The sequence below is a fragment of the Hoeflea sp. TYP-13 genome, assembly GCF_040932035.1.
GTDB lineage: Bacteria > Pseudomonadota > Alphaproteobacteria > Rhizobiales > Rhizobiaceae > Hoeflea_A.
Genome location: NZ_JBFRBB010000001.1, coordinates 289,941 through 306,427, shown reverse-complemented (window position 1 = coordinate 306,427; position 16,487 = coordinate 289,941). Strand labels below are relative to the sequence as shown.

The following is a 16,487-nucleotide window of genomic DNA, read 5'->3' as shown; positions in this document are numbered from 1 at the left end:
TCATTTGGCAAAGGTCGTCGGAATGCCCGTTTCATACGAAACCCTGCTGACATTTATCGTGGCCAGTTTCGTGCTGCTCATCATCCCCGGCCCGACCATCATCATGGTCGTTGCGCAGGCGCTTGCCCATGGCAAGCGGGTTGCGCTGGCAAGTGTCGTCGGCGTTGGCCTCGGTGACCTTGCGGCAGCCTCGCTTTCGATTATCGGCGTCGGCACGATCCTCGCAGCGTCGGCGACCGTCTTTGCGGCGGTCAAATGGGCCGGAGCCGCCTATCTCATCTATATCGGCGTCAAGATGTGGATGACGCCGGTGACCATTCCGGACATCGAATCCCTGCCCGCCAAAGGCAGCCGGCGCTCGGTCTTCCGCGATTCCTTCCTGGTCACACTGCTCAATCCCAAGGGCATTATCTTCTTCATGGCGTTCGTGCCGCAATTCATTTCGTCCAAAGCACCATTCGCGCCACAGGCCGCCGTTTTCGTACTTATTTTCGTGGTGCTCGGGATCGTCAATGCCTGGGCCTACGCGATGCTCGCAAGCAGCGCACGCAATGTTATCCGGCGTCCTTCGGTGCTGCGCACCGCGACCCGGACCGGCGCGTGTTTCCTCATCGGCGCGGGTGTGTTTTCGGTGCTGGCGCGCAGGACCGCCTGAAGTTCCGGCCTCTTCTTGGTCGGCCAGCGCGATGCGTCTATAGTTTTCCTACAGTTCGCGAGGGAGGAACTTCCATGGGACGCACAGCTATCTTCGCATTATTGGCGGGGCTCGCCCTGTTCATGGCGCCGGTGTCGGCCTCAAGCAATGAGCTGCTGCCGGAAACACCCATTGGCGACGACGGAATGCACAAGCCCGACTGGTTCGTGCAGTCGTTCCTCGATCTTGGCGACGATCTTTCCGAGGCCGCCGACGAGGGCAAGGGGCTGGTTGTCATTTTCGAGCAGAGCGGATGCCCCTATTGCCGGGAACTGCACCGGGTCAACCTTCGCGATCCCGAGATCGTCGGTTATATCAAGGAACGCTTCAACGTCTTGCAGCTCGACCTTAACGGGTCCCGCGAAGTCACTGATTTCGACGGTGAAGCGATGGAAGAGCGTGCCCTTGCGCGGCGCTGGAATGTCATTTTCACGCCGACGGTCCTGTTTTTTCCGGCCGATAGCTCAGCTGAGGAAGGCAAGACCGGCATGCAACTTTCGGCCATGACGGTTCCGGGCTACTTCAAGCCTTTCCACTTTGTCACGATGTTCGAATATATTTCCGACGGACATCACGAGAAGGAGCATTTCCAGAAATTTCTGAACGCCCGTGCTGACCGTCTGCGAGCCGAAGGCAAGGATGTGTCGATCTGGGAGTGAAGCGCGGAACCGAACGGCAATGACACTCCAGAACCGTGTTTCCCCTTTTGGCAGGATCGAAAGCAACCCGGCGCGCGGCCTGATGATGGGCAATCGCGGCGGGCGCATGCATGATGCGTCAACACGCACGCTGACCACATGCCGCTGGGCCAGCAAGCGCTGGATTGTCTGCGTTACCGAGTTTCGGGGCCGGCACCGTCAGGTGATGTCACCAAACAGCTACACGGAGCTGTTTTTCCTCGATGAGGTGACGGCGCTGGCTGCCGGTCACCGTCCCTGTTTCGAGTGCCGCAACGCCGATGCGAAATCCTATGCCGCCGCATTTCCGGGCGGGCCTATGCGTGCCGATGACATGGACGATCGCCTCCATAGGGAGCGTTGCGTGTCGGGCGGCCGGTCGATCGCAATCACCCGCAAAGAGGTTGAGACATTGCCAACCGGTGCGATGTTCGCGTCGGATACGGACTGTTTTGCGGTCGGCGCGAACGGCTGTTCGCAGTGGCGTTTTGACGGATACCGTCAACTTAGCCAGAGGGAACATGAAAGCCTCCTTGCGGGCGGAAAACTTGTGCTTTTGACACCGCCGTCAACCATTGCAGCGCTGCGCAACGGCTACAGGCCGCAATTTCACCCTTCTGCAAACGCTTGAGTTTCATCGAACAGTCGGGCACACAGCAGCCATGCGAGCGAATTACAAAATGCAGCGGCTATATGTTGAGGCCGATCTTGAAAGCAGCGGCACGGTCCCGACCGACAAGGAGCAGTTCAACTATCTCGCCCACGTGCTCAGAATGAGCCAGGACAGCGAGGTGCTGCTGTTTAACGGGCGTGACGGCGAGTGGTCGGCTAAGCTGCACTTCGAGAGCAAGAAAAGGCTCATCCTGCAGATTAATGAGCTGGTGCGGCCGCAGCCGGAGCCGTCGGACCTTCATTATCTTTTTGCGCCGCTGAAACAGGCGCGGCTCGACTACACTGTGCAAAAAGCCGTCGAAATGGGCGCCGGTGTCATTCAGCCGGTCCTGACCCATCACACGCAGGCAAGCAGGTTCCCTGCCCACCGCCTGCAGCGCAACGCCGTCGAGGCCGCGGAACAATGCGGCATCCTGTCGATCCCCGACTGCCGGGAACCGGTCAAACTGGCAAAGCTGCTGGAAGGCTGGGATCCGGCACGCCGCATCATCTATTGCGATGAATCGGCCAGGACACACAATCCGCTTGCCATCCTGCAATCGGTCAGCGAACGCGAGCTTGCGGTCTTTATCGGACCGGAGGGCGGCTTTTCGGACGAAGAACGCGAATTGCTGCAATCATGCGCCTTTGTAACGGCCATTCCGCTCGGACCACGCATCCTTCGCGCCGACACCGCGGCCGTGGCGGCGATGGCCGTCATTCAGTCGACAATCGGCGACTGGTGAAGCTCAACGCACGGCATAATGAACGTGAAGCATTCCATTGATAAACTTTTACTGAACGCAGCGATCAACGATTTTTGCTTGCGCGAAGCCGCAATCCGGTCCAAGCAGCGCAGACGCACTTTAACAAGTGCCGGTACCCGTGAATATTGCATCGGCCGGGGGGATGCCCGGATGGCCACAGTCGAGATTTAACATATGGCGCGTGACACCACCGACCAGACACCGGTTTCCTCAGTAGACGAGCTGATTTCCCACCTTGCAGAGGGCTGCAAGCCGAAAGAGGAATTCCGCATCGGAACCGAGCATGAGAAATTCGCTTTCTTCCTGGATGACAATTCGCCCGTTCCCTATGAAGGCGAGCGTTCGATCTCGGCCCTGTTGAAGGGAATGCGCGATGTGCTCGGCTGGGAGGAGATCCTTGATGAAGGCAAGATCATCGGCCTCGTCGAACCGACCGGCATGGGTGCCATCTCGCTGGAGCCGGGCGGACAGTTTGAGCTTTCAGGCGCACCACTTGAGAACATCCACCAGACCTGCCGCGAATCCAATTCGCATCTGTCGCAGTTGCGCGAGATAGCCGAACCGCTGGGCATAGGCTTCCTGGGTCTTGGCGGAAGTCCCTTGTGGACACGCGAACAGACGCCGCGCATGCCCAAATCCCGCTACGACATCATGACGAACTACATGCCGAAGGTCGGCAGCCAGGGTATCGACATGATGTATCGCACCTGCACCATCCAGGTGAACCTCGACTTTTCCTCTGAGGCCGATATGCGCCGCAAAATGCAGGTCTCGATGTGCCTGCAGCCGCTGGCAACCGCGCTCTTTGCGCTGTCACCCTTTACCGACGGGAAGCCGAACGGGCTGCTTTCGTGGCGCGCGGACATCTGGCGCGACACCGACAATGACCGCACCGGCGTCCTGCCGTTCGTTTTTTCCGATGAATTCGGATTTGCCGACTATGCCAACTGGGCGCTCGACGTGCCGATGTATTTCATCGTCCGCGACGGTCACTATTACGACTGCACCCATGTGACGTTCCGCCAGTTCATGAACGGCGCTCTAGCGAAAGACGTGCCGGATGGCATTCCGAATATGGGCGATTGGGCCAATCACCTGTCGACGCTTTTCCCGGAAGTACGGTTGAAGAGGTTCATCGAAATGCGCGGCGCCGATGGTGGCCCGTGGCGCAAGATCTGCGCATTGCCCGCATTCTGGGTGGGCCTGCTTTACGACGACGGTGCGCTCGAAGCTGCCATGGAGCTCACCAGGAGTTGGAGATTCGAGGACGTCCGGGCTCTGCGTGACAGCGTACCGAAGCTCGGATTCGACGCCGAGATCGGCGGCAGGAACCTGCACAAAATCTCACGCGAAGTGCTGGCGATATCGCGTGCCGGGCTGCAATCCCGCAACCAGCTCAACGAAGAAGACAATGACGAGGCCCACTTCCTCGCGCCTCTGGAAGAATCCGTGGCGCGCGGCAAAACCGGCGCCGGCGAGCTGCTGGATCTCTATCATGGTGCCTGGGGCGGAACCGTGGATCCGGTTTTCAAGGATTACGCCTACTAGCAGGGCTTCTGCATGCGCCAGGTGGCATCATTTGCCGCTCGCATTGCCTGACAAAGCCAAATCTGATTCTATGGAACTTCGAGACCGGTTCGCGCGAGGCGTGCTGATCACGATACAAGGAGGATCAGACCATGCTGCCGCTCTATGAAATGATGATGCAGGCCCAGAACGGCGAGGCCATGCGCACCATGGCAAAACAATTCAACCTGAGCGTCGACCAGGCAACGCGCGCCATGGAAGCGCTGATGCCGGCTTTTTCCACCGGACTGAGGCGCAACACATTCAATCCGCAGGATCTCGGCGGCTTCATGCAGGCGCTGGCCGGCGGTCACTATGCCGACTATTTCAACAATATGGCTGATGCTTTCACACCCCAGGGTATTGCGGAAGGCAACACCATGCTCGGCCATATATTCGGCTCCAAGGATGTCAGCCGCGCAGTCGCGCAGCAGGCGGCGCTTGCCACCGGCATCGCGCAGGATATTTACAAGCAGATGATGCCGGTCGTTGCCTCCGTGCTCATGGGCGGGCTGTTCAACCAGACGGCGGGTGGGCAGAAAGACGGCAGCGGCAATCCGTTTGCCGACATGTTCTCGCAGATGATGACGCAGGCCGCGGCTTCGCAAAAGCAGGCAGCCGAGTTCACCGGGCAGCTGGGCAAGATGATGGAGAACACCTTCGGCAACGCCGCGCAGCAGGAAAAGAAATCGGAACCGCCCGTAAATCCCTTTGCCGAATTCATGGAAAACATGATGAAGGCCGGTTTCCCCGGCATGCCGCAAAACGAAGAAGCGAAAGAGGAAGAGCCGGAAAACCTCTACGGCAAATTTCTAGGCGACATGTTCGAGGCCGGCACTAAGGTCCAGAAGGACTATCAGAAAAACGTCGACGCAATCTTCGACAGCATGCTGAAGAGCGGCAAAAAGGACTGAGCCGAATGAATGACCGCTAAGCGGGACGAAGCTGCCGTAAATTCCTAGGATAACCAACTGGCTATGAAAACGGTAAGGGAATTCAAATTGCAGAGTGATTTTTCGCGTGTCTGGAGCGCAGCATTTGGCTCTACTCCGCCTCTTGGCCACGTCTTGCGATACAATTTCCAACATATTTGGACAAGGTTCCACGCTCTCCCAAATTCGAAGCGGTACGCCGACACTGAAACTGAATGCGAGACCATACTTTCGAGAGCCAATACACTAGTTGAAGAGTGTTTTGACGACTCAAAAAACCTCTGGCTCGTGACCGCCAGGTGGGAAGGTTTTGAAAACGACTTAGTTTCTCGGCTGGATATGACTCCAGCAATATCGTGGGTCGATGAGCAGGAGGAGCCTGAATATCAGGCTCAAGCAATGTTTTTTGTCGTCAGGATTGACTGGAAACATTCCTCCCAGGATTGGCTTTTCACTAACATTGCCGAAGACAGAGAGAGGGCGATCCTATTTTCAGATAACGAGAAGACAGTGTTTGCGCCGTATGATGGCGGCTTTGACATAATATGCCACCAAACCGAAAAGATACGTCATCTTGAATCGAAATTCGGATCATGGATGTCCGATCGACCGGACAAGCTTTAGGCCATTATGGGCTCTGAGCGGTCCTTCGCCAAACTTGCATTCGCGTATTAGGCTGCTCGGAGGTTTTGAGTGATGTGGTCGGTACCCGGGTTAGCCGGTCTGCCCACGCGGCCCGGTCCGGCGCAGCAGCAGCGCACAGCCCGCGGAGATCGCCGCACACACCAGCACCACCGGAATCGCGCCATGCCAGGCACCGCTCGAGGCGACGATAGCGGCGCCGATCGGCGGTCCGACCAGCTGGCCGACGGCGGCGCCCTGCATGACAATGCCGCTGACCGTCGCAATGACCGAGCGATCGGGCGCGTGGTCGGGAATCAGTGCAAACAGCGAACTCGGGATCAGTCCCGTGCAAATGAACAATCCGCCGGCCGCAACGGTTCGCAAGAGGCCTGAAATACCGTCCAGCAGCACGATCGACCCGCCGATCGCCATGGCCGCACAGCCCACGAGGATCAGTGTCGTGGAGCGGACACCACGGTCGTGCAGCCAGCCGGAGAGCATGTTTCCAGCGGCGTTGCAGAAGACCGCAAATGCACCGACCGCCGCCGCGCCCGACGGCGTGAAACCGTTCAGTTCGACGAGGATCAGCGGAAGAAATCCGGCGACGATCAGGTACTGGCCGGCATAGAAGGCGAAGAGGGTGCTGAGCAGCATCGGGCCCATGCCTAGAGCATGCTCCAGGCTTTGCCACAGGCGCGGTTTTGCCTCCGGTCGCCGCGCACCCTCTCCAAGGCCGCACCCCACCCGGTAGACCGGAAACGCCACGACAAGGATCAGGACCGAGGTCAGCCACCACAGGATCCGCCAGTCGAAATGTGCCAGGATCAGCCCCGACAGCGCCAGCATGAAACCGGAACCCACCGGCATGTACATGCCCCATAGCGCAAACGACGTCTTCATGTACCGTTCGGAGACGGCGTGTAGGATAAGGCCAGGCATGGAGGTGGTGGTCAGCAGGAAGCCGAGACCCTCGAACACCCGTGTCGCCAGCAGCGCCGCGCCGCTGTCGACAAACCCGCCCGCGATTCCGGAGAGCGCCGCAAGAACCATGCCGGAAATCGCGACCCGGAGCCGTCCGAACTGGTCCGACACGGTTCCCAGAAACACCGCTGTCGCGGCGGCCACCAGATTGAAAATGGCGATGACCCAGCCCGCCTGCACCAGACTCAGCCCGAGCTCGGCCTGCAGGTCTGGCAACGCCGCCGGCACCTTGCCGACCAGCATCGCAACGGCAGCGCCCGCGCCGATCAGGATGGTCACTCTCAGCCAGGTCATAGGGATTTGTGCACGAAATCGGTTCTCCGAAAGGAATTCAGGTCCGGAACCCGTCTCAGTTAAATGGAATTATTTCCATTTGCAATTATTGAGAATGTCTCGCTTGAGCAAGCCGTCGCTCTCCTGATCCTTCCATTGACTCTGATTCACCCTTAAGAGGTTTTGGACTGCGGCCACTTCGTCGCCGAAGAGAAGCCTAGAGAAAGCGCAGAACTAACGCTGAGGTTCTTCGGCATTTGAGCCGAACTGCAGGTCCTGAAAGCGGATATCCTGCCAAGGGAGGATTGACTGGGTGCCATGCTTGGGGCCGAACGAAGGTCCAGAAGAACAACCAGAAAAACGTCGACGCAATTTTCGACAGCATGCTGAAGAGCGGCAAAAAGGACTGAGCCGAATGAATGACCGCTAAGCGGACATTTGAGACCTTCGACAAATTGGTCTGAATTTGAATGTTGGGAGGGAAGTGAAAGTTTATTTTGGCCTAAACGAGTGGTGGGAATACGATTGGCGCAATTGATCGCTGGCCCGAATACTGCATTCGAAAATTCAGAACCACCAATCTTGGAGGAAAAAATTGAGGATCGGCGATTCTCTGGAATCCGTTACAAAAACCTACGATTGGAGGGGGAACCATACCGGATATCGTGCCGGGAACTCATTCATTCCCACTGCCGAGGGGAATACGGACTTCAGATTACTCCAAGAACAAATTACGCGCGGCGAGTGTACGGTCAACGAGCCGACACTAACCAGTGCTATGGAAGTCGTCGGGGAAATGGGTGAACTGACTGGATACGACACCAACTGTGGCTTCGTCCCAATTGATGAATCTCATCCAGTATTTCGATTGCTTATGGAGCAAATACGGGCGGGTGAGCTAGCACCTACAAAGCCTAGGGGCCACGACCCTGCTGAAAAGGTAGAGCGTCTGATACTCTGCAAGATATTTGACAGGCGATGGGACCACATTATCCGAACCATTGAGCGTCCCTTTCAATTCACTCCTCACTCAGATGCGCAATCAATTACAGTCGGTGTCCGAATAAGAAACCTTCCCGACAATCCAGGCGATATGGCCGAGGTACTCGGTTCGGCTTTCAGCCTGTCAGAAAACTCTTTGCCCGACATAAAGTTCATTCCTCTCCAACTCGGTGTCATCGAAGTGGAGATTGAAGTAAGCAAGCTTCAGAAGCTCTTTCGGAACTCCCGACCAAGAGTGCTCGACGATATAAAGCCGTTCCTTGAAGATGCTCTCGCAGAGCACTTCATCAGATCGGGACGCAGAGAATCGCAAGGTCCCAGCGTTGAATGGCTTATCAGCTACGCACACTACTTCTTGACGGCTATGTTCGCTGAGGTGGCTAATATGGCAGTTCTTGCTTTCACAACCGAATACGGCGGGACACCACCCGGATATTTGCAAGAAGCCACATTGCTGCGGTCCAGCCTGGTGCTAGCGCGGATGGAATCTGGTGTTGTTCGCCTTCACTCTTTCCAGCACCAACCCTCACATTCCTTCGAATTGTCTGATTGGCGGGATGGGACGGCAGCACTCTCTCTTACCGATCCAACAAAAGGTCGTCGATTTGATTTCTGGGATGTCGCATCGCGAATTCAGCGGCTACTCACCTACGGTTTCGCCGCTGAGGCTATTGTTGTAGCCAATGCTCTGATAGAGGCTCTTTTGCGCCAATCGTTTGTTGCTGCTGCTCAGAGTTCACCTCAAGCAGTCGAGGTCTTAAGGTCTTTAGGACATAGGCAGTTGCTCGAAATCCTCTCAAAGCTTGCATTGGAAGGTGCAGAGCCCGGTTTCGAACGCCCAGAATTTCGTGAATTCGTGAAAGCCGCCCGTGAGATTTATTCGGTGCGCAATAACTATGGCCACGAGTTGCTTCTACCTGTTGAGCATAAATGGAGCACGGTAGAACTCGACCGCCTTGCGAGTCGACTGCTCCGCTACATTGTCGACCCACATACCAGCTCTCTTACAATGGGCGCCTTGAGGTCGCTAGCGTATGGCACTAGCCGGAGTGAAACGATCGCTCTCGTTGTCGCGGAAGCTCTCGATAGACGGCCCCGCGACTGCTAGTTGCGGTCAGGGAGTATTTGACCTAGGGCACGGATAAGCAAAAGTCGTATCGTTGTGAAGGTCCGGGAAGGGCTCAAAGCAGGCACCAGATACTTGGTGCATAACATATGAAAAGCCCGACGACTGTCACAGCAGTCGCCGGGAAGGAGCGGGCACAGGGCATGCGACCCGCTGGGGAAGCGGCGTCGGGAGAAGCGCTTGGGGAAAGGCGCATTCGCCGCGGTCGGCGCCCGCCGGGAGGGATGGCGGGCGTCTAATTCAGGCCTTTCGGCGCTATCAGTGCTGGTTAAGCCGTGAACGGCGGCGCATCGCCGCCCGCATCAGATCCATCGAATGATCATCGAACGGACCGCCACGCAACGCGTAACGAAGGTCGTCACGCGTCAGGCCGATATCGGCAAGCTGATGATCGTTGAACTCATTCAGCTTGTACACGGAACGCCGATTATGATAGCGGCCAAAAAGAGAGACAATCTTTGTCCATGCTGCTTGCAGAAACACTCTGCGTTTGCCTGTGATCGGGGTATCGAGGCTTTTATGAATGATGGTCATTTCATCTCTCCTTTCCGAGCCCGCCGTCCCATCAGACAATCAGGCTCCTGTAATCACGGCATGAATCGTTGTCAGCAAATCAGGTATCGAATTTTGGAAACACGCCGCCGCCGGCACTCGAGGAGTTCGGCAAGGTGAATATTTCAAAGCTTGACTAATTAGTCTAGTGAATGTTTTTAATGATAAAGATCATTATTTTTGATGGACGGGAATATGGCGGCGCCGCTCGATATCGACCAGCTGAGAACCTTTATCGCGATTGTCGACATGGGCAGCTTCACGCGCGCTGCCACGGAGGTCAACAAGACCCAGTCGGCCGTTTCGATGCAGATGCGGCGGCTGGAGGAGCGGGTCGGAAAATCCCTGTTCGAAAAGGACGGCCGGATAAACCGCCTGACAAGCGACGGCGAACGCCTGCTTGCCTATGCGCGCCGGCTGGTGCGGCTCAACAACGAGACCCTTGCGGCCTTCGACGAGGAAGCGCTGGCCGGCACCATTCGTCTCGGCACGCCCGACGACTATGCGGACCGATACATGCCGGACATAATCGCCCGCTTTGCCAAGACCAATCCGAACGTCGAACTGACAATCACCTGCGAGCCCTCCAAGGACCTCGTTGAAAAACTGAACCGCAACGAGCTGGACATTGCCCTTGTCACGCATAACCCGAAGGTCAGAAATTCCATCCTGGTTCGCTCGGAACCGCTTTTATGGGTGACCTCAATGGCGCATTCGGTGCACGCGGAGGTGCCGGTGCCGCTCGCCGTCGGGCGCCGCAATTGCGACTGGCGCCAGCTAGGCTGCGCGGCGCTTGATTCCGTCGGCCGCGAATACAGCGTGCTTTTCACAAGCTGGTCCTCGACCGTTGTCGCATCGGCCGTGCTGGCGGGCCTTGCTGTTTCGCTCCTGCCGGAATCGGCGCTGCGGCCGGGCATGCGTATCCTGACGCCGGCCGACGGATTTCCCGCCCTGCCGCCGGCCGAGATCGGCATGATCAGAAGACCGGGTGTTCCGACGGTGCTGATGGACGCGATCACCGATCACATCGCAGCGAGCCTCGACAACATGACGTCGCCGGACGAGGAAAACGACAGCCGGTCCGGTCAGCGAAAGAGCCGCAATCGCAGCAAAAGCGGACTGATGTTTTCAAGCTGGTAGCGCTTCGCGCCAATTCCACCCTTGACCGTGGGCGATCATCCGGGCGCTATAGATTAATGGCTCAGTCTTTCTTCGACGATTCGCAAAGCAACCTGGCCGAATATACGGTCAGCGAAATTTCCGGCTCCATCAAACGCACGGTGGAGGATGCCTTCGGGCATGTGCGCATCCGCGGCGAGATATCCGGCTATCGCGGGCCGCATTCATCGGGCCATGCCTATTTTTCGCTGAAGGACGACCGGGCGCGCATCGAGGCGGTGGTCTGGCGCGGCGTATTCTCCAAGCTCAAATTCAAGCCCGAAGAAGGCATGGAGATGATCGCCACCGGCAAGGTAACGACCTATCCCGGCTCTTCGAAATACCAGATCGTCATTGAATCGCTCGAGCCGGCCGGTGCCGGCGCACTGATGGCGCTGCTGGAAGAGCGGCGCAAGAAGCTCGCCGCCGAAGGCCTTTTCGACGAGGGCCGCAAGCAGCTTTTGCCGCACATGCCAAAAGTAATCGGTGTGGTGACGTCGCCAACCGGCGCGGTCATTCGCGATATCCTGCATCGCATCACCGATCGCTTTCCCGTCCACGTTGTCGTCTGGCCGGTGCGCGTGCAGGGTGAAACCAGCGGTGATGAGGTTGCCGCGGCAATCCGGGGCTTTAACGCACTTCAGCCGGGCGACGCGATCGCGCGGCCGGACGTGCTCATCGTCGCGCGCGGCGGCGGCAGCCTTGAGGATCTTTGGGGCTTCAACGACGAAGCGGTCGTACGGGCCGCCGCTGAATCCGATATCCCGCTGATCTCGGCCGTCGGGCACGAAACAGACTGGACGCTGCTCGACCATGCGGCGGATGTGCGTGCGCCAACACCGACCGGCGCGGCGGAAATGGCAGTGCCGGTCAAGGCCGAGCTTGAAGCCAACCTTGCGGCAATTTCAGCACGTCTGTCAGGCAGCATTTCGCGAGCGCTCGATACCAACCGCCAGAATGTAAGGGCGCTTGCCCGCGCCCTGCCCTCGATCGATATGCTTCTGGCGCTGCCGCGCCGCCGCTTCGACGAAAGTGCCGGCGGTCTTGGCCGCGCGCTGCAACTCAACACCGCAAACAAGCGGCAGCTTTTCGAACGCCGCGCCGCGCAGCTTACACCGGCAACGCTGCAGCGCAGGGTGCTGGAAAAAAGGCAGATGATCGCCGAATTCGGTGTTCGGGCCGAACGGCAGGTGGAGCGGCAGATCGACCGGTCCTCGGCCCGCCTTTCCAATGCGGCTGCCCGGCTTACCCTGCGCCCGGCGACCGACAGGATTGCCCGCAGCCACGACCGGCTGCAGGTCCTTGCAAGACGATCCGGAGAGATCGTATCTCTGCTATCTGAAAGGCGGAGCCGTCAGTTGCAGGAAGCGGCGCGGCTCCTGACCTCCATGTCCTATCGTAATGTGCTCAAGCGCGGATATGCCGTTGTTCGCGACGCCAAGGAACGGGCCGTTGACAGCGCTGCCTCGCTGGCGAGCGGCGATGCCATATCGCTTGAATTTGCCGACGGCCGCGTTAATGCGGTTACCGCAGACGGCGATGCGGCACCCGCACGCCGCAAACCGGCGGCAAAGAAAGCCGAAGGCAAATCACCGAAGGGCAGCAAGGATCAGGGCAGTCTTTTCTAGGCCGTTGCTCTGACCGGTTGCTGTTTTACACGCCGCCTGTTCCATGAAACGAAGGGGAACGCGACCACCCATGTCCAAGACAGAGCAACACATTGTCCGCACGTCGGAAATTCCGCCGGAGCAGACGTTTCATTTCAGCCACCCGCTAAACAGCAATTCGGAAATGCGCATATTGCCGCTCTCCGACCGCGTCGGCCTGAAGAGGCTCGGTGTAAGCATCGGGCGCATCCCGGCGGGCAGGGAAGGATTTCTTCCGCATGCACACGCTGGCCAGGAGGAGTTTATATTTGTTCTGGAGGGCGAGGGAACGCTGACAATCGACGGCGAGAGCGCGATCATAGTCCCCGGCGACTATGCCGGCTTCCCAACCGACGGTGCCATACATCACCTGGCAAACAATGGTTCCGGAGATCTGGTCTACCTCATGGGCGGGGAGCGGACGGCGACCGATGTCGCCTATTTTCCGACGGCCGGCAAAACCGGTTTCTGGGCGAACGGCGCCATGCACTATGTCGACGATACTGCCGTGACAGCTTACAAACCGGAAGATTTTGCCGCTTCGGGCGACAAAAAGGGCTGACAGCAAACAGTTTCGAAGAATTTTCAGTCGGGCGCGCGTTTTTCAAATGCGCCGTCCAGGATATCGGCAATCAGTTGCCAGTTCCTGTCGTAGCTGTGGCCGCCCGGGACCGAGGACATTTCGTATCCGCCGGAAATGTCGCAGGCCATGTCGGTTTCTTCATCGCCCGTCAGGCACAGGACGCGGTCCGCCGGCAGTGCTCCGATTGCAGAAGCCACGTCATGGCTGCCGCGAATGATGCCAAGCATTCCGAGCAGGGAAATTTCGAATTCGGTCTTTTTGAAGGGGCTCATCAGCGCGATCAGTGCGGTCTTGCTGCGGGTATCGTCAGCCAAAACGGGCCAGGCAAAGGGAATGGTGTCAGCGCCGAAGGAATAGCCCGCAATGATGACATCGTTGCTTTTCCATAGCCTAGAAAAATAGGCAACAAGCCTGTCGGTATCTTCCGCCATGGTTTCAGGCGCCTGTTCGTACCAGAAATAACGCAGCGAACTTATCCCCGCAACGCCGTAGCCGCGCTCCGCCAACGCGTCGGCGATCCCCTGCATCGAACCGCTCCAGCCGCCATCACCGGACCACAGGATGACAACTGCCTTGATTTGTTCGCGCGCGGGTTCGGTCACATGGACCGGCAGGTCGTCTACCGCCGGTTCAGCGATGGCTGTTGCAAAACCCGCGACAAAAAAGAAAACGGCAAGGAGCCCCCTCACCGCTTGACCGCCTTCAGCCGCCCGCCGGAAATCAAAGTGGTCACGTCGAACAACACCTTGGGCACGGCCAAACCGCCCGGGCAGGCCAGATAGTTCGGTGACCAGACCGGACCGAACTTTTCCTTGAAGGAGCGCAGGCCTTCGAAGTGGTAGATTTCCTCGCCGTGCTGATAGATCATTGTTCCGATACGGTTCCACGAGGTCGCCAACGGATGGTCGGCAAGCCCGGCAAGCGGCGCCGCTCCCAGATCGAACCAGTGATAGCCCTTGTCTTTTGAATAAAGCAGCAGCTCGGCGAAAAGAAAATCCATCATGACCGAAGAGACCTTCGGCCTGTAGCGCATGAGATCGATGGATATCTGGTGCATCTGCGCGCCGCGGATGATGTTGGCAAAGGCAACAATCTCGTCGTCCTTGCGGACCACGGCACAGTCAAAGCAACTGAGATAATCTTCCTTGAAATAGCCAAGCGCAAATCGCTTTTCGCCGCCTGATTTTATGGCCAGCCAGGCATCGGATACGGCCTTCAGTTCCGGCAGGATGGACGGCACGTTTGCCTTCGGGACGATACTGAACGTCAGGCCGTCCTTGCTGCCGCGGTTGCGGGCATAGCGCAATTTCTTGTGCTGGGGCACATCCAGCGTGAATTCCGGCAGTTCCACGCGCGCGACCTCACCGATTTTGAGTATCGACAGACCCATATCGAGATAGAGCGGCAAATATTCCGATTTGGCCGCATAGAAGACAGTACGGTATCCGCCCTGATCGGCCATCTCGCGAAAGCGCCAGGCAAGCGCCTCCGCCTGCTCGCGACTGCCGATCGGATCCCCCTTGGATATGAAACTGCCGCCGGAAACGCCATACATCAAAAAGGCGCTTTCATCGTCGGACACGAGGAAATGCTTGTCTCCCAGAAGTGCGATGGTGGCGTCGGGGTCGGGTGCTTCCTCGACCAGCCGGCGCACACTGTCGGGCACCGGCTCATCCGCCGGGATCTGGATTGCGCGGCGGTTGAGGATCATGTGCAACCCGAGCGCAAACAACACGGCGACCAGGGCGACACTGGTGCGCAGGAAGCGCGGCGCATCGCCATTCCAGGAGAACTCCCACCAGAGCTGATTGGAATACTCTACATGCCGATAGGCAAAAAATCCGAGCCAGACAGCGGCTGCAATTGTGATTGCGATGATCGCCAGCCAGGAAGGGGTCACCGCAAAAAGCGATTCACCGGACTTACGATAAAAGGCCGCCCGAAACGGCAGGAGAAAGAGGATGATCACCACCAGCAGGCCGGCTTCCTCATAGTCGAGGCCCTTTGTGAGCGCAAAAACGGCACCCGCTCCCAGAAACAGCAGGGTCATGATAAAGGCGCTCTCGCGCCGCCTCAAAAGGGCGTGGGCAAGAACAAGGAGCGCAATGCCGGCGAGGCTTGCCAGCAGGTGGGAGGATTCTACAAAGGGTAAAGGCAGCGCAGATTTGATCCATTCGTGCCGCAGCGCGCTTGCCGGCAGCGAGCCGGACAGCAGCAGGACCAGCCCGCCGACAAAGGCAAGCCCCGCAGCAAGCGGCGGGATGAGCGACTCGGATGCCTTGCCGATCTCGCCGATCGACTGGCGGATTGCCTTGTGCCCCCGAACGACCTCAAAGAAAAGCAACGTGAGGGCAACGGGTACGAGCGGCAGGAAATAGTAGATGAACCGGTAAAGTACCAGTGCACCGAGGACGTCGGAGCGACCGGTAAGGCCGAGGCCGGCCATCATGGTGGCTTCGAACACGCCAAGGCCACCGGGCGAGTGGCTCATGGCGCCGAGTATGACGGCAGAAATGTAGATAACAAAAAAGCCGCTGATCGAGCCGACGGCATCGGCCGGCATCAGTACATAGAGCGTCGCGGCCGAGGCGGCGATATCGACCACACCGGCCAGAAGCTGCAGGAGGCTGGTTCCGATACGGGGCAGATTGATGCGTACACCGCGAACGGCGATGGTCCGGTCACCGGTCGCCACCCAGATGAAATAAAAGGCAAACAACACGAGCACTGCAACACCGACACCGCGGACCGCGATATCCGGAAGAGCCTTCAGCACGAGCACCCCACCGGGATAAAACGCAAGCGCCGTGCCGATCAGAAAAAACAGGCCGAGCCAAAGCGACATCCAGGACAGAGCGACAATCTGCCCGATCAGCGGTATCTCAAGACCCTTTTGGCTGTAGACCCGGTAGCGCAGTGCACCGCCCGTCAGGACGTGAAACCCGGCAACATCGGATATGGCGAAGCCCGCGATGCCGGCCCATGCTGCGGTGGCGTAAGAAACCCGCCCCGGAGCTGCGGTGCGCACCGCAAGGATTTCATAACATGCAATGGCCGTGAAACTGATGATTGTCATCAGAGCGGCGAGCAATATGTAGCTGACGGGCGTGTTGCGTATATCCGTAATCACCTCCGACAAGGACATGTCGGCGGTAAAGTGATGAAGCAGGTAAAATGCAAAAAAGGTTACGGCAATGGCAAAAAGGCCCGTCAGAACGGTTTTGACATTGATCCCGTGCTGCTCCTGCGCCATCG

15 protein-coding genes are annotated in these 16,487 nt (G+C 58.2%); 11 read left to right on the top strand and 4 right to left on the bottom strand.

Annotated features, from left to right (window positions below; all coding sequences use genetic code 11):
- Window positions 1-22: 22 nt before the first annotated feature.
- From ABVT35_RS01420 to ABVT35_RS01390, 7 genes are all read left to right on the top strand, one after another.
- Window positions 23-655 carry a LysE family translocator gene (locus ABVT35_RS01420; protein ID WP_368464393.1) on the top strand — a complete coding sequence of 211 codons (633 nt, stop codon included), beginning with the start codon at window positions 23-25 and terminating at the stop codon, window positions 653-655.
- Between the two features lie 74 nt (window positions 656-729).
- The gene (locus ABVT35_RS01415) at window positions 730-1,353 is read left to right on the top strand and encodes a thioredoxin family protein (RefSeq protein WP_368464390.1); all 624 of its coding nucleotides are present in this window, start codon (window positions 730-732) and stop codon (window positions 1,351-1,353) included.
- Between the two features lie 19 nt (window positions 1,354-1,372).
- Window positions 1,373-2,002 carry a hypothetical protein gene (locus ABVT35_RS01410; protein WP_368464388.1) on the top strand — a complete coding sequence of 210 codons (630 nt, stop codon included), beginning with the start codon at window positions 1,373-1,375 and terminating at the stop codon, window positions 2,000-2,002.
- 31 nt (window positions 2,003-2,033) lie between these two features.
- Window positions 2,034-2,768: a 16S rRNA (uracil(1498)-N(3))-methyltransferase gene (locus ABVT35_RS01405; protein ID WP_368464386.1), complete on the top strand. Its 735-nt coding sequence runs from the start codon at window positions 2,034-2,036 to the stop codon at window positions 2,766-2,768.
- 195 nt (window positions 2,769-2,963) lie between these two features.
- Window positions 2,964-4,337, top strand: a complete 1,374-nt coding sequence (locus tag ABVT35_RS01400; RefSeq protein ID WP_368464384.1) for a glutamate--cysteine ligase — start codon at window positions 2,964-2,966, stop codon at window positions 4,335-4,337.
- A gap of 131 nt (window positions 4,338-4,468) precedes the next feature.
- Window positions 4,469-5,269 (top strand): DUF937 domain-containing protein, encoded by an 801-nt coding sequence (locus ABVT35_RS01395; RefSeq protein ID WP_368464382.1) that lies wholly within the window; start codon window positions 4,469-4,471, stop codon window positions 5,267-5,269.
- A gap of 63 nt (window positions 5,270-5,332) precedes the next feature.
- Window positions 5,333-5,911, top strand: a complete 579-nt coding sequence (locus ABVT35_RS01390) for a hypothetical protein (protein WP_368464380.1) — start codon at window positions 5,333-5,335, stop codon at window positions 5,909-5,911.
- Window positions 5,912-6,001: 90 nt separating this feature from the next.
- Here ABVT35_RS01390 and ABVT35_RS01385 read toward each other — a convergent pair whose 3' ends face one another.
- Entirely contained in the window at window positions 6,002-7,186 is a 1,185-nt protein-coding gene (locus tag ABVT35_RS01385; RefSeq protein WP_368464378.1) for a CynX/NimT family MFS transporter, read from the bottom strand.
- 775 nt (window positions 7,187-7,961) lie between these two features.
- On the opposite strand from ABVT35_RS01385, the gene ABVT35_RS01380 reads away from it, so the two are divergent.
- Window positions 7,962-9,275 carry a hypothetical protein gene (locus ABVT35_RS01380; protein ID WP_368464377.1) on the top strand — a complete coding sequence of 438 codons (1,314 nt, stop codon included), beginning with the start codon at window positions 7,962-7,964 and terminating at the stop codon, window positions 9,273-9,275.
- Between the two features lie 276 nt (window positions 9,276-9,551).
- Here ABVT35_RS01380 and ABVT35_RS01375 read toward each other — a convergent pair whose 3' ends face one another.
- Entirely contained in the window at window positions 9,552-9,827 is a 276-nt protein-coding gene (locus ABVT35_RS01375) for a DUF1127 domain-containing protein (RefSeq protein ID WP_368464375.1), read from the bottom strand.
- 213 nt (window positions 9,828-10,040) lie between these two features.
- On the opposite strand from ABVT35_RS01375, the gene ABVT35_RS01370 reads away from it, so the two are divergent.
- The 3 genes from ABVT35_RS01370 to ABVT35_RS01360 all read left to right on the top strand — a co-directional run bounded on the left by ABVT35_RS01370 (window position 10,041) and on the right by ABVT35_RS01360 (window position 13,211).
- A complete protein-coding gene (locus ABVT35_RS01370; RefSeq protein ID WP_368464373.1) occupies window positions 10,041-10,985 on the top strand; it encodes a LysR substrate-binding domain-containing protein in 945 nt (314 codons plus the stop codon).
- Window positions 10,986-11,041: 56 nt separating this feature from the next.
- Window positions 11,042-12,631: an exodeoxyribonuclease VII large subunit gene (gene xseA, locus ABVT35_RS01365; RefSeq protein WP_368464372.1), complete on the top strand. Its 1,590-nt coding sequence runs from the start codon at window positions 11,042-11,044 to the stop codon at window positions 12,629-12,631.
- Window positions 12,632-12,701: 70 nt separating this feature from the next.
- A complete protein-coding gene (locus tag ABVT35_RS01360) occupies window positions 12,702-13,211 on the top strand; it encodes a cupin domain-containing protein (protein ID WP_368464370.1) in 510 nt (169 codons plus the stop codon).
- A 23-nt stretch (window positions 13,212-13,234) separates the two neighbouring features.
- On the opposite strand, the gene ABVT35_RS01355 is transcribed toward ABVT35_RS01360, so the two are convergent.
- Together ABVT35_RS01355 and mprF are read right to left on the bottom strand one after the other, a co-directional pair.
- Window positions 13,235-13,921 (bottom strand): AcvB/VirJ family lysyl-phosphatidylglycerol hydrolase, encoded by a 687-nt coding sequence (locus tag ABVT35_RS01355; RefSeq protein WP_368464369.1) that lies wholly within the window; start codon window positions 13,919-13,921, stop codon window positions 13,235-13,237.
- A complete protein-coding gene (mprF, locus tag ABVT35_RS01350; protein ID WP_368464367.1) occupies window positions 13,918-16,485 on the bottom strand; it encodes a bifunctional lysylphosphatidylglycerol flippase/synthetase MprF in 2,568 nt (855 codons plus the stop codon). Before mprF ends, ABVT35_RS01355 begins: the two co-directional genes overlap by 4 nt.
- Window positions 16,486-16,487: the final 2 nt, after the last annotated feature.

Excerpts from the sequence above, each read along its gene's own strand:
- ABVT35_RS01420 (WP_368464393.1), top strand. The coding sequence starts at position 23 with ATGCCCGTTTCATACGAAACCCTGCTGACATTTATCGTGGCCAGTTTC.
- ABVT35_RS01395 (WP_368464382.1), top strand. The coding sequence starts at position 4,469 with ATGCTGCCGCTCTATGAAATGATGATGCAGGCCCAGAACGGCGAGGCC.
- ABVT35_RS01375 (WP_368464375.1), bottom strand. The coding sequence starts at position 9,827 with ATGACCATCATTCATAAAAGCCTCGATACCCCGATCACAGGCAAACGC.
- ABVT35_RS01390 (WP_368464380.1), top strand. The coding sequence starts at position 5,333 with ATGAAAACGGTAAGGGAATTCAAATTGCAGAGTGATTTTTCGCGTGTC.
- ABVT35_RS01405 (WP_368464386.1), top strand. The coding sequence starts at position 2,034 with ATGCGAGCGAATTACAAAATGCAGCGGCTATATGTTGAGGCCGATCTT.
- xseA (WP_368464372.1), top strand. The coding sequence starts at position 11,042 with ATGGCTCAGTCTTTCTTCGACGATTCGCAAAGCAACCTGGCCGAATAT.
- mprF (WP_368464367.1), bottom strand. The coding sequence starts at position 16,485 with ATGGCGCAGGAGCAGCACGGGATCAATGTCAAAACCGTTCTGACGGGC.
- ABVT35_RS01385 (WP_368464378.1), bottom strand. The coding sequence starts at position 7,186 with ATGACCTGGCTGAGAGTGACCATCCTGATCGGCGCGGGCGCTGCCGTT.
- ABVT35_RS01400 (WP_368464384.1), top strand. The coding sequence starts at position 2,964 with ATGGCGCGTGACACCACCGACCAGACACCGGTTTCCTCAGTAGACGAG.
- ABVT35_RS01415 (WP_368464390.1), top strand. The coding sequence starts at position 730 with ATGGGACGCACAGCTATCTTCGCATTATTGGCGGGGCTCGCCCTGTTC.
- ABVT35_RS01370 (WP_368464373.1), top strand. The coding sequence starts at position 10,041 with ATGGCGGCGCCGCTCGATATCGACCAGCTGAGAACCTTTATCGCGATT.
- ABVT35_RS01410 (WP_368464388.1), top strand. The coding sequence starts at position 1,373 with ATGACACTCCAGAACCGTGTTTCCCCTTTTGGCAGGATCGAAAGCAAC.
- ABVT35_RS01360 (WP_368464370.1), top strand. The coding sequence starts at position 12,702 with ATGTCCAAGACAGAGCAACACATTGTCCGCACGTCGGAAATTCCGCCG.
- ABVT35_RS01380 (WP_368464377.1), top strand. The coding sequence starts at position 7,962 with ATGGGTGAACTGACTGGATACGACACCAACTGTGGCTTCGTCCCAATT.